This is a genomic window from Micromonospora tarensis (assembly GCF_016803395.1).
Taxonomy (GTDB): Bacteria; Actinomycetota; Actinomycetes; order Mycobacteriales; family Micromonosporaceae; genus Micromonospora; species Micromonospora tarensis.
Window position 1 is genome coordinate 1 of the sequence record NZ_JAEVHL010000207.1, and the last position, 11,619, is coordinate 11,619.

The 11,619-nt window shown below is 71.2% G+C and carries 12 protein-coding genes; 1 reads left to right on the top strand and 11 read right to left on the bottom strand.

Going from position 1 to position 11,619, the window contains the following annotated elements; all coding sequences use genetic code 11:
• Positions 1–243: DUF523 domain-containing protein (locus tag JM949_RS27770; RefSeq protein WP_203151163.1), on the top strand; the 243-nt coding region annotated here is incomplete at its 5' end.
• Positions 244–332: 89 nt separating this feature from the next.
• Here the strand turns inward: JM949_RS27770 and JM949_RS27775 are convergent.
• The 11 genes from JM949_RS27775 to JM949_RS27820 form a co-directional block, all read right to left on the bottom strand.
• Entirely contained in the window at positions 333–947 is a 615-nt protein-coding gene (locus JM949_RS27775) for a DUF305 domain-containing protein (protein ID WP_203151164.1), read from the bottom strand.
• A complete protein-coding gene (locus tag JM949_RS39325; RefSeq protein WP_203151165.1) occupies positions 944–1,432 on the bottom strand; it encodes a discoidin domain-containing protein in 489 nt (162 codons plus the stop codon). The genes JM949_RS27775 and JM949_RS39325 overlap by 4 nt, the downstream gene beginning before the upstream one ends.
• Positions 1,433–1,453: 21 nt before the next feature.
• On the bottom strand, positions 1,454–3,211 hold the full coding sequence (locus JM949_RS27785) for a discoidin domain-containing protein (RefSeq protein WP_203151166.1): 1,758 nt from the start codon (positions 3,209–3,211) through the stop codon (positions 1,454–1,456).
• A gap of 261 nt (positions 3,212–3,472) precedes the next feature.
• Positions 3,473–4,282: a DUF1996 domain-containing protein gene (locus tag JM949_RS27790; RefSeq protein ID WP_203151167.1), complete on the bottom strand. Its 810-nt coding sequence runs from the start codon at positions 4,280–4,282 to the stop codon at positions 3,473–3,475.
• Between the two features lie 258 nt (positions 4,283–4,540).
• A complete protein-coding gene (locus tag JM949_RS27795) occupies positions 4,541–6,769 on the bottom strand; it encodes a discoidin domain-containing protein (RefSeq protein ID WP_203151168.1) in 2,229 nt (742 codons plus the stop codon).
• A gap of 229 nt (positions 6,770–6,998) precedes the next feature.
• Positions 6,999–7,853 (bottom strand): sugar phosphate isomerase/epimerase family protein, encoded by an 855-nt coding sequence (locus JM949_RS27800; RefSeq protein ID WP_309232356.1) that lies wholly within the window; start codon positions 7,851–7,853, stop codon positions 6,999–7,001.
• 8 nt (positions 7,854–7,861) lie between these two features.
• Positions 7,862–8,569 carry a Gfo/Idh/MocA family oxidoreductase gene (locus JM949_RS37835; RefSeq protein ID WP_309232358.1) on the bottom strand — a complete coding sequence of 236 codons (708 nt, stop codon included), beginning with the start codon at positions 8,567–8,569 and terminating at the stop codon, positions 7,862–7,864.
• A complete protein-coding gene (locus JM949_RS37840; RefSeq protein ID WP_238434005.1) occupies positions 8,476–9,039 on the bottom strand; it encodes a Gfo/Idh/MocA family protein in 564 nt (187 codons plus the stop codon). The genes JM949_RS37835 and JM949_RS37840 overlap by 94 nt, the downstream gene beginning before the upstream one ends.
• A complete protein-coding gene (locus tag JM949_RS27810) occupies positions 9,036–9,869 on the bottom strand; it encodes a sugar phosphate isomerase/epimerase family protein (protein WP_203151170.1) in 834 nt (277 codons plus the stop codon). Before JM949_RS27810 ends, JM949_RS37840 begins: the two co-directional genes overlap by 4 nt.
• A 94-nt stretch (positions 9,870–9,963) precedes the next feature.
• Complete coding sequence (locus JM949_RS27815; protein ID WP_238434006.1) at positions 9,964–10,719, bottom strand: carbohydrate ABC transporter permease; 756 nt, start codon at positions 10,717–10,719, stop codon at positions 9,964–9,966.
• Positions 10,716–11,619: carbohydrate ABC transporter permease (locus JM949_RS27820; protein WP_309232357.1), on the bottom strand; the 904-nt coding region annotated here is incomplete at its 5' end. The genes JM949_RS27815 and JM949_RS27820, both read right to left, overlap by 4 nt.

An 11,619-nucleotide genomic window follows, 5' to 3' on the forward strand; every position in this document is an offset into this window, starting at 1 on the left:
GCGCAGCGGGCGGTCGACAAGGCACTGCAGGCCGGCGTCGGGCTCGCCATCCTGGTCGAGGGCAGCCCTACCTGCGGTAGCACCTACGTCCACGACGGAGCTTTCACCGGCGTCACCATCGCTGGGCGTGGCGTCGCGGCCGAGGCGTTGCGCCGCCGGGGCATCCCTGTGTTTCCTCACTACGACCTGGACAGGGCAGCGGCTGCTCTGGCGGAGCACGAACGGCAGCACGGCAACGGCTGACGCCCGCTCGTCGCAGCGTGCGGTATCACCTAAGGCACTCCCCGGCGGCGACCGCTCGGTGCCACCGGCGTCCGACGTGGCGGACAGGGTCACGGCGTGGCCGTCGTCCGCCTGAGCCAGCCGAGTTCGGTGACCCGGGTCTGCCGCATCCGCTCCGCGAGCCGCCGGGTCTCCGGATCGGCCCCGTTGGTCTGTTCGGCGTCTGCGAGCCGCGCACCCTGCTCCACGTGCTCACGCAGGGTATCCCGCACGGCGCGGTCGAACGCCGCGGCGCGCAGTGAGCGCAGCACGACGAGGTCGGCCGGGATCACCATGCCGGGCAGTTCGTGCCCCTCGTGCTGGTTGACCGCCGGGAGCCCCGCGCTGCCCCGCAGCCGCCTCAGGTCGTCGAGTTCCGCGCGCCGGCCCGCCGCGATCCGCCCGGCCAGGTCCCGGATCCGCTCGTCGGTGGTCTGCCCGGGTACGAGGTCAAGCGCCTTGAGCACCTGTTCGTTCATCGGGATCATCAACTGGATCCAGGCCGCGTCGGTGCCGCCGAGCGTCGCCGTGGCCGGGGTCGACACGACGAGGGCCGGCGCGGGGCTTTCCGTGGCCGGCCCGGGGGCGCAGCCGGCCGCCGGCACGAGGGCGAGCAGCAGCCCGGCAAGCAGGGCGGACAGCCTCGCCGGCCCGGTGCCGGGCCGGCGAGGAGGTACGACCGTCACGGCGTCCCGCTGACGCCGCGCTTGATGATCGGGCGGATGCAGTCCCGTACCCGGCGCTCCATCTCCGCCACCGGCCAGGCGTTGAAGAAGTCGCCGTGCATCGTGTAGCCGGCACCGGACGCGAGCCGGAAGCGGGCACTGTCACCGTACGCCGGGTGCCGGATCACCTGGCGCAGTTCGGCACGGGCACCCACCCGGCTGACGGTCGCGGTGGCGCCGAGGTCGACCCGCAGCCACTGCGGATCGCTGAACGCGCTGCCCCAGCGGGTGCCGTTGTCGCCGTCGACGGCGTTGGCGGCCGGCGTGCCGCCGTTCTCGGTGGAGGACGCCGTCGCCGGTCTGCCCTGGGACAGTAGGGGGTCGGCGGCGTCGGCCCGGATGCCGGTGGCGACCAGGTAGCCGCCGAGCATGGCGACGAGCGCCACGGCGAGCACGGCGGTACGCAGCCGCCCGCGAGCCGGTGTCGGAGATGCCGGCAGGGACATAAGGACTCCTTCCGGGCCGGGCTACTGGTAGACGCGGACGTAGTCGACGAGCATCCGCGACGGGAACGGCGTGGTGCCGTCCACCGGGCCCGGGAAGTCGCCGCCGACGGCGAGGTTGAGGATGAGGTAGAACGGGTGGTCGAAGACCCACGGCCCACGGGTCGACTCGACCGTGGCCTTGCTGGCGACGAAGACCGTCTGCCCGTCGATCTTGAAGGTGATGCCGCGACTGTCCCACTCGGCGGACCAGACGTGGAAGCCGCCGGAGAGGTCCACCCCGCCCGGTGACGGGTACTTCTGGCCGTACCCGTTGCCGCCGTTGTAGGCCGGTGCGTGCAGGGTCGAGTAGGCCTCCAGCGTGTTGCGGCCGAGGACCTCCATGATGTCGATCTCCCCGTTGTACGGCCACGGCCGCCCGGTGAGGAAGTCGGCGCCCATCATCCAGAACGCCGGCCAGAGCCCGTTGCCCTTCGGCACCCGGATGCGGGCCTCGATCCGGCCGTACTGCACGTGGAACTTGTTGCCGGTGTTCATCCGGTGCGAGGTGTACGAGCGGCCGTTGACGGTCTCCCGGCGGGCCTCGATGACGAGTGAGCCGGCGCCGTCCAGGCTGGCGTTGTCGTTGTTCGTGTAGTACTGGAGTTCGTTGTTCTGGCCGGTGCCCGGATCGATTGTCCACTTGGCCGGGTCGGGCTTGCCGCCGACGGCGCCGTTGAACTCGTCGGCGAACACGAGCCGGGTGCCCGGGAACGTCGGGTCGGGAGGCATCGTCGGCGGCTGGGTGGGGTTGCCGCCGGTGCCGTACACCTTGAACTCCCACAGCGAGTACCCGTACTGGCTGCTGCGGGCGGTGCCGTACATCCGCACGTACCGGCCGGTGCCGGTCACGTCGATGGTCTCCTTGAAGCCCTTCCCGGTGCTGGTCGAGTAGACGGTGGTCCAGGTGGACGCGTTCGGCGAGACCTGAATCTGGTACGACCTGGCATACGCGGGATCCCACTGCAGCACGACCTGGGTCACGGTGGCGGTGGCGCCGAGGTCGACGTAGATCCAACCCGGGTCGACCCAGCCGTTGGTGGGACTCGTCGCCCAGCGGCTCGCCGGGTCGTGGTCGAACGCCTTGTCCGGCGTGCAGCCGAAGCACGCGCCGTCGTTCTGGCTGGTCGACGCGACCGCCGGCTTGGCGTACGACAGCAGCGTCGCGCCGCCGGGCGGCGGGGTCGTGGGCGGCGGGGTCGTGGGCGGCGGGCCGGTGCTGCCGTAGACCTCGAACTCCCACAGCGACACGCCGTACTGGGTGGTGCGCTGGGTGGTGTTGACCCGGACGAAACGGCCGGTGCCGGTGACCGCGAGGTCCTGGACGCCGCCCGTGCCGGCCGTGGTGGTGTGGATCGTCGTCCAGGTGTCGGTGCCGGTGGGCGATGTCTCGATGGTGAACGCGCGGGCGTAGGCGGCCTCCCAGCGCAGCACCACCCGGCTGACGGTGGCGGAGACACCCAGGTCGACCCGTAGCCACTGCGGGTCGCTGAACGCGCTGGACCAGCGGGTGCCGGCGTTGCCGTCGACGGCCGCCGAGGCGGGGAACGCCACGGACTCGGTCGACGAGGCGGTGACCGGCCGCCCCTGGGACAGCAGCGCGTCGGCGGCGTCGGCGGGCGGCGCCAGGATCGCCAGGTACGCGCCGAACAGCAGGAGCAGTGCGCTGCCGAGGGCCGCGAGGCGGCTGCCGCGCCCGGCTCGGGACAACGGGGTGAGGGACGGGGGGAGAGTCCGATTCATCGGTACTCCTTCAGGGTGGCGGCGGCGGGACCGACAGCTCACTGCTTCGGGCCCAACTCGCAAGAGAGCGCTCTCCGACGTAAGTCACTCTCAACCCTGCCGACCACGGATGTCAATGGAGTTCAATTGATCAGCATGAATATAATGACGGCGGCGGATGGTCGGGGCGCCCGGGCCGGCCCGCTACCGGGCGCGGCCGATCGTGGCCGGGCGACTCCCGCTCGACACCGAGCACCGGCCACGTTCGACGCCACCTGAGGGCTACGGCTTCTTGGGGTCCTCACCGTAACCGTTGCACTGCCGACCCCCATTGATGCAGTAGGCCACGACATAGGCCTGGCGGGCCGCATTCCACCCGTTCATGAAGTCGTAGTGGAATGAGTAGCTGGCGCCCGAGGAATACGCCAGGCCGGCGGTGCTGGTGCCCGCCAGCTTGTACGGGAGCTTGATCTCCAGCATCGGCAGCGGGACGGGGTGGTCGGCCGGGCAGACCCCGCTCACCGGCCAGGCCATGTGCGACTTGTGGTCGGGCACGTCCAGGTGCACGCCGTCCCAGCAACTCGGCGCCTTGAGGCGCACGACCAGGGACGACCCGGAGGGGCAGGAGGCCGGCCAGTCGTTGCCCTTGTAGCCGGTGCACGACCAGCTGCCCCCGAAGTGCGCCGCGTCCGGCGTCTTCACGTCCCCCACGAGCAGCTTGAACCCGGCCGGGAACGGCTTGACCGTGCGGTAGTCCTTCACCCCGGCCTTGTAGTACACGGTGACGATGCTGTTCGGCACCGGCGCGCCGTTCTGCGACAGCGTCGGGAACCAGTAACCGGACGCGTCGAGGGTGTCCTGACAGGACGTGGCACCACCGACCAGGGACTGCGGGGTGGAGTTGGCGTTGGTGGTGGGGTTGCCGATGAACGTGTGGTTGTGCGACGCACCGGGCAGACCGGGGAAGACGATCGGGTCGTCGCTGAGCCGGTGGTTGACGTCGCAGTTGGCGTGCGCCTCCTGATACTGCGCGAAGGGCGGGTCGTCCGCCGCGAACGCCGTGCCGTTTCCACCGACCGCGGCGATTACCACGACACTCAGGAAAACCGCGGTGAGTGGCCTGGCGACAACTCTCCGACGCCCTCCCGGAACGGCTCTGGACAAGAGCGACCTGAGGCTCATCTGATCTCCTTTGGATGTAGAAACGAGGATCTATTTCCAAAAGCTAACAATGGCCCGAGATTGAAACAATTGGTTGCCATCAGTTTGCCAAAGGGGCTGGCCGACGGTGCCGCGTAATAACCCGCACAGAGTGTCCGGCCGACCCGGGTCGGCCGGACACTCGATGATTCACGGGTAGCTGATCACGTTGTGCGGGGTCACGGAGGACGGCACTGCCGCGTCACCGGTGTCGTTGATGACGTGGGTGATCGAACCCTTGCCCAGGGACACCGTCAGCACGTCGTGGAACCTGACGTTGGGATTGACCGGAACCTCGAAGGAGTGATAGGCCGCAATGGACGGATCGGCGGTGAACACGCAGTAGCTACCGAGCCCCCAGGCCTCGTGGCTGGTCACCGCGTTGGCCACCTTGTAGGCGGCGTAGCCGGTGATGCCGTCGTGCGACCAGGCTGCCGCGCTCGGAGGGTCGTAGGGCAGTTCGTTCTGGAAGAAGATGGTCCGGCCGCCGTTGCCGTTCCAGATCACGTTGTACTTCTGGAAGTGCTCGACGAACAGGCCGAGCGCGGTGACGTCGGCGCCGTTGACGACCAGGCCGGTGTCGGACGGGTTCGTGGTCCACCCGGCCCCGGCGCCGTGGTCGGCACGCCAGGCCCAGATGTGGTCGATGATCGTGTTGTTGCTGTTTACCACCAGGGCGTTGGTGACGGCGGCCGGGCCGGCGCCGCCGACGCGCAGGAACACGTCGTGGAGCGAGATCGGGCTGGCGGCGTGGTTCGCGTTCGCGCCGCTCTGGCCGACCTGGAGCAGCGACGGCGACCGGGTGGTGCCGGCGTCGAAGAGCAGCCCGGCCACCTTGACCCCGTTGACGTCGGCCACGTTCATCGCGGTGACACCGTTGTCGGCGATGAGGGTGGCGAAGCCCAGGCCGAGGACGACGGTGTCCGGCCGGGTCACGTTGATGGTCTGGCCGACGTGGTAGACCCCCGGGGTGAAGAGCAGGTTCAGGCCCTGCGCGAGCGCGCTGTTGATGGTGGCCGCCGAGTCGCCCGGGTGCGCGACGTAGAACTGGGTCAGCGGCAGCGACGTGCCGGCGGTGTTGCCGGCCGCCCAGGTGACGCCGGAGCTGTTGGTACGCAGGGACGGGACGAACACCCGGTAGGCGCCCGACGAGTCCGTGTACAGGTAGGGCTTCTCGCGGCTGACCGGGGTCTTCGGCACGACGGTGTAGGGCGGCGTCGGGAACGTGTTGGCGGGCGCCCCGGCCACACCGGAGAAGACCACGTTCCAGACGCCGCCGTTCCAGCCGCCGACCTGGCTGTCCCGGGTGTACCACTGCTGCTGAGAGCACGGGCTGACCGTGCCGCTGATCCGACTGTCGGCGATGTACCCGCCGCTGGCCCACCCGCAGTTGGGCGAGGCGAGGGTCATTCCGCCGTGCACGTCCATCCGCCGGAACGGCGCCGCCTGGGCCACCGCCCACCGGTCACGGCCCGACACCGGAGTGATCGACATGTTCTCCGCCGAGCGCCAGAAGTTCTGCGTCGCGTTGCCGGCCATCCAGCCCGCGTCGACGGTGACATCACCGTTGATCCGCACGTCGGCCGGATTCTGCCCGAGGCCGGCGATCGAGGTGTAGAAGCCCAACTGGGCGTTGAGGCCGGTGTACGAGCCGGGCTTGAACAGCAGCGCGTACCGCTGCGTGCCGAACTGGTTCGTCTCCTGCGTGGCGAACACCTGGTCCAGCTTCGACTGGATGCTGGACGACGACATCGACGGGTCGAACACGATGACGTTGGAGCCGAGGTCGCCCCCACCGGGAATGGGCGGGCCGGTCGTGGGCGGTGGGGTCGTGGGCGTCGACCCGCCGTGCACCACCAGCTCGAAGATCGAGTATCCGTAGCCGGTAGCCCGGGTGGTGCCGTACACCCGCAGGAAGCGGCCGGTGCCGCTGACCGGGATGGTCTGCGTGCCGCCGCTGCCGGTGGCGGTGGAGTAGAGCGACGACCAGTTTCCGGCCCCGTCGGGTGAGACCTGGATCTGGAACGCCTTCGCGTACGACGTCTGCCAGGTGAGGACGACCTCGCAGACATCGGTGCTGGCACCGAGGTCCACCTGGAGCCACTGCGGGTCGCTGAACGCGCTGGACCAGCGGGTCGTGGCACTGCCGTCCACGGCGTTGGCCGCCGACAGCCGGCTGTTCTCCACCGACGACGCGGTGGCCGGCCGGTTCAGTGCGACGTTGGCGGTGCCGCAGCCGGCTGCGGCGGCGGTGGCGGTGGCGGACGGGGTGGTCACGGCGAGGGCGTAGGTGACGATCACGGCCAGCCCGGACACGGCCGCGGCGAGCGCGGACCGGCGTCTGCCGGTCCGGCTCGCCCTGCTGACGGAGCGTTGCATGACATCTCCCTGATGGGGTCAGGATGGAAGCCACCGCCGACGGCCAGGCGGCGGTGGCTCCGTGGGGACGGGTACCGAGGGGCCCTGGACGATGGCCCACGGATCGCGCACCAGTGGCGGTTGTCTGGACACTATGGGCGCCACCAGGGCCCGACAATCGGTTGCCAACATTTGCCACAATCGATCTATATCGGAACCGCAGTGCATGAATGCCCGTCAATTCACGGAATCAGCGTCCCGCCTTCTCCGCGCGTACCCGAAGGTCCAACTCCCGCAGGTAGGCCAGGTTGTCCCGGGTCCGCTGAGCCAGCGGCACGGCGGTGGAGAAGTCCTCGACCGTCACCCACCCGTCGTAGCCGACCCGGCGCAGCGCGCCGAGATAGGCCGCCAGGTCGGCCTGCCCCTCCCGCAACGGCGCCCACTCGGCCGACCAGCGCGGTCCCCCGTCGTCCCGGGTGCCGCTCACCCGCCACGCGACGTTCTTCACGTGCACGTGCGCCAGGTACGGGCCGAGCAGCTGGAAACCGGCCAGCGGATCCTCGAACCCCTCGATGGTCAGGTTGCCGATGTCGTGGATGACCCCGGCATGCTCCGGCGGCAGGCCGTCGAGCAGCCGCATCGCCGCCGACGCCGAGGCGACGATGGTGCCGTGGTGCAGCTCGACCAGCGCGGTCACCCCGTGCTCCGCCGCCCGCCCGGCGATCCAGGCCAGGTCCCGGCGGGTACCGGCCATCAGCTCCCGATAGTCGCCGCTGCCCAGTTGCGGCATGGTCACCCGGACCCGCTCCGCGCCCAGCGCGGCGGCCGCGGCCAACACCCGCTCGACGTTGCCGTGGTCGGCCGCCGGCACGTACGCCCCGAGCCCGGACAGCGCCAGCCCGGCCTCGCGGGTGATCGTGGCGATCCGGGTCAGCTCACCCTCCAGCCCGGTCAGCGGGACGGTCGCCCGGTTGCCGGCCCAGAACCCGGGCGGTCGGGCCGGTTCCTGGTCGGTGACCCGCCACTCGACACCGTCCCAGCCCTGCGCGGCCAACTGCCCGACCGTCTCCTCCGGCGTCCAGTCCGGCGTGGACGCCGTGAACACCGACCACCTCATCGCGCCACCCCCGCCCGCAGGACGGACGACACCGTGGTCGCGGAGCCCTCGACGGCGGCGAGCACGTCGTCGAAGTCACCGGCCAGCACCGCCGGCACCGACACCGGCCGACGCAGGTGCGCCGAGAGGTAGACCGCCTTGACCACGGCGACGTCGAGCAGCGCCTCGACCGCCGTGACCCCCGGTCGCCGGCCGCCGAGGATCGCCTCGACCGTGTCGTGGTACTGCCGCAGGTGCCCGGTCACGAAGGCGTCGTCGGGCTTGGTCGCCCCCCGCAGCTGCGACGGTGGCACGGCGTCGCCGGACCGGTCGGGCCCGTCGGCGTACGCGGACGGGTCCGGGCCGTCGGCGGTGTGCAGGTATTCCAGCTGGTCGTCGTGGATCACCGCGGACCCCTGCGAGCCGTGCACCTGCAACCGCACGCCGAGGCCCGGGTACGCCGCGGTGGTGGCGTGCAGCACGGCGAGCGCCCCGTCGGCGAACCGGATCGCCGCCACGGCGACGTCCTCGACCTCGACCCGCTCGTGGGCGAGGACGTCGGTGTAGGCGAACACCTCCTCGGGCCGGCCGAACAGCCACAGCAGCAGGTCCACGGTGTGCACGCCCTGGTTTATGGTGGCGCCGCCGCCGTCCTGTTCCCAGGTGCCGCGCCAGCCCGCCGAGTCGTAGTACCGCTGGCCCCGCCACCACGGCACGGTGGCCACCGCCGAGGTGAGCCGCCCCAGGTCGCCGGCGCGCACCCGGGCGCGACCGCGACGCTCGCCGGGTCGAACCGGTGCTGGCAGACCACCGCGCAGACCTGACCGGCCGCCTCGGCGTCCGTGGCGACCCGGGCGATGCGGCGGGCCGCCGGCAGGGAGGCATCGAGGGGCTTCTCGACGAGCACGTGCACGCCGGCCGCGAGGGCCTCCTCGGCGAGGTCGGCGTGGGTACCGCTGGGCGTGCATACCACTACCAGGTCCGCCGCCTCGGCCGCGAGGGCCTCGCCCAGCGAGGCGTACCGGGCCGGCGGCGGGCCGCCCTGCTCGCCGATCCACCCGGCGAGCCGGTCGTTGGCCTGCGGGTCCGGGTCGGCGAGCGCGGTGAGGCGCAGTCCGGGGTGCCGCAGGATCGCCCCGGCGTGGGTGCGGGCGATGACCCCGCTGCCCGTGATCACGACGTTGAGGACGGTCATCGAAGATGCACTCCTATCGAGGCGGTGAGGTTCACGAACGCGCGCGCCGCCCGGCCGAACTCGGCGGGGCCGGAGAATCCGCCGAGTTCGTGCTGGCTGGCGAGGTGCGGTTCGAGGGAGGCGAAGCCGGCATAGCCGTCGTCGCGCAGCGCGGTGAGCGTCCGCAGCAGCTGGCCGTCGCCGTGGCCGGCGGGCACGACCTCGGCGGTGGCCGCGATCGCGTCCTTGACCTGCAGGTACTCCAGGTGCGGGCGCAGCAGCGCGTACCCGTCGTCGTAGGGCCGCACCCCGACCTGCACGAAGTTCGCGTTGTCCCAGGCGACGCGCAGCGCGGGCGAGTCGACCGACTCGACGAGGTCGGCGACCCGCCGCGGCACATCGCCGTAGATGTCCTTCTCGTTCTCGTGCAGCAGCACGACGCCGGAGTCCTCGGCGAGGGCCGCGAAGACCCGCATCCGCGCCAGCACCGCCGCGCGGATCTCGGCCGGGGCGACCCCGGCCGGGCGGTAGAACGAGAAGATCCGGACGTACCGGCTGCCCAGCCGGTGCGCGGCCGCCACGGCGGCGCGCAGCCGGTGGAGTTCACCGCCGTCCTCGGTGGTCACGTCGACCTTCCCGACGGGCGACGCGACCGCCGAAACCGCCATGCCGCGCGCGTCGACCGCCTCCGCCAGGGCGTCCAGTTGGGCGTCGCCGAGCTCCACCACGTTGGTGCCCCACGCGCTGCGCACCTCGATGTGCCGGGCACCGAGGGCATTGAGCACCGCGAGCTGCACCGCCGGGTCGGGATCGATCTCGTCGCCGAAGCCGGACAGCGTCCACGCCGTCACTTCACACCTCCCGCGGTCAGCCCACCGACGATGTACCGCTGAAAGGCGAGGTACAGGGCGACCACCGGGGCCGCGCAGACGAGGGCGGCGGCCATCATCTGCCCGTACGGCGGGATCGCCCCGCCCTCCTGCGCCGCGCCGAAGACCTGCAGCACGACAGCTGCGGTGCGGGTGTCCACGTCGTCATGACCGAGGCGAACAGCACGTCGTTCCAGCCGAGCAGGAACGCGAAGATCGCCGCGACGACCAGGCCCGGCCAGCTCAGCGGGATGACGACACGCAGCAGGATCTGCCAGCTCCCGGCACCGTCCACGCGGGCGGCCTCGATCAGCTCGCCGGGCAGCTCACGCAGGTAGGTCACCATGATCCAGGTGGAGAACGGCAGCCCGAACGTGAGGTAGGTGACGACCAGCGACCACCGGGTGCCGATCGTCGGCACGCCGAGGCTGCTGCCGATCGTCGCGAAGAGCACGAAGACCGGCAGGAGCAGCAGCGTGCCGGGGATCGACTGCATGCCCAGCAGCGCGCGCAGCACGGTGCGCCGGCCCCGGAACCGGTGCCGGACCAGGACGTACGCCGAGAAGACCGCGATCGCCGCGCAGGTCACCGCCACCGTGCCGGCGACGAGCAGGCTGTTCGCGAGCCCCCGACCGAGCGGAACGGTCGACCAGATCCGGACGTAGTTGCCGACGCTGACCCGCTCCGGCCAGAACTCACCGGCGGCCACGGCCAGGTCGGTGTTGACCGAGGCGAGGAAGACGTAGCCGACCGGCGCGCCGACGATGGTCAGCAGGAACACCGTCAGGCCGATCTGCAGTGGTCGCGGCAGCAGGCGAAGCACGGAGTTCATGCGGCGGCCTCCGGCGCGTCGAGTCTGACGGTGCGCAGATAGACCAGCAGCGGGACCAGGATCAGCACCAGCGAGATCACGGCCATCGCCGCGCTCAGCCCGAAGCGCAGGTTCTGAAAGCTCTCCACGTACGTCAGCACCGGCAGCACCTCCACGTCGTGCGGGCTCGGGACGCCGAACAGCACGAACGGCAGGGTGAAGCTGTTCACCATGTGCAGCAGCGAGATGATCGCGGCGAGCGCGACCGGGGGGCGCAGCAGCGGGAGGATGACGTGGCGCAACTTCGCCCGCCACTGCGCGCCGTCGAGCGCGGCGGCCTCGTGCAGGCTGTCGTCGATGCCCTGCAGGCCGGCCAGGGCGAGCAGGTAGACCAGCGGCCAGCCCGACCAGGCCTGCACGACGATCAGGGCAAAGTAGCTCTTCGGCCCGTTCAGCCACAGGCCGCCGGCGATGCCCACTGTCGCCAGGCCCTGGTTGGCGACCCCGTCGGGTTGCAGGATGATCCGCCAGATGGTGCCGACGACGAAGGCGGGCAGCACGTACGGGATGAGGTAGAGGGACCGGATCAGCGACCGCCCGCGGAACGGCAGGTGGGTGGTCAGCGCGGCGGCGACCCCCAGCGGCAACGCGAGCAGCGTCGCGATCACCGCCGCGGACCCGCTGACCCAGATGGCGTGCGGCAGGCTGGTGCGGCCCACCGCCTCGACGTAGTTGCCGACGCCGACGAACGGCGCCGACAGCCACTGCCGGAAGGTGTACTGGTCGAGGTCGAGCAGCGACATCACCAGCGCGACGACGAACGGCACGACGATGACGGTCAGGGTGAGCAGGCCGCCGGGCGCGAGCAGCCACACCGCGGCACCGCCGGCGTCGCGCGGCGACGGCGGCGCGGCGGGGACG

What these genes read in the sequence shown, in the direction of transcription:
- JM949_RS37840 (WP_238434005.1), bottom strand. Translation starts at nt 9,039, where the DNA reads ATGACCGTCCTCAACGTCGTGATCACGGGCAGCGGGGTCATCGCCCGC.
- JM949_RS27785 (WP_203151166.1), bottom strand. Translation starts at nt 3,211, where the DNA reads ATGAATCGGACTCTCCCCCCGTCCCTCACCCCGTTGTCCCGAGCCGGG.
- JM949_RS27815 (WP_238434006.1), bottom strand. Translation starts at nt 10,719, where the DNA reads ATGAACTCCGTGCTTCGCCTGCTGCCGCGACCACTGCAGATCGGCCTG.
- JM949_RS27795 (WP_203151168.1), bottom strand. Translation starts at nt 6,769, where the DNA reads ATGCAACGCTCCGTCAGCAGGGCGAGCCGGACCGGCAGACGCCGGTCC.
- JM949_RS39325 (WP_203151165.1), bottom strand. Translation starts at nt 1,432, where the DNA reads ATGTCCCTGCCGGCATCTCCGACACCGGCTCGCGGGCGGCTGCGTACC.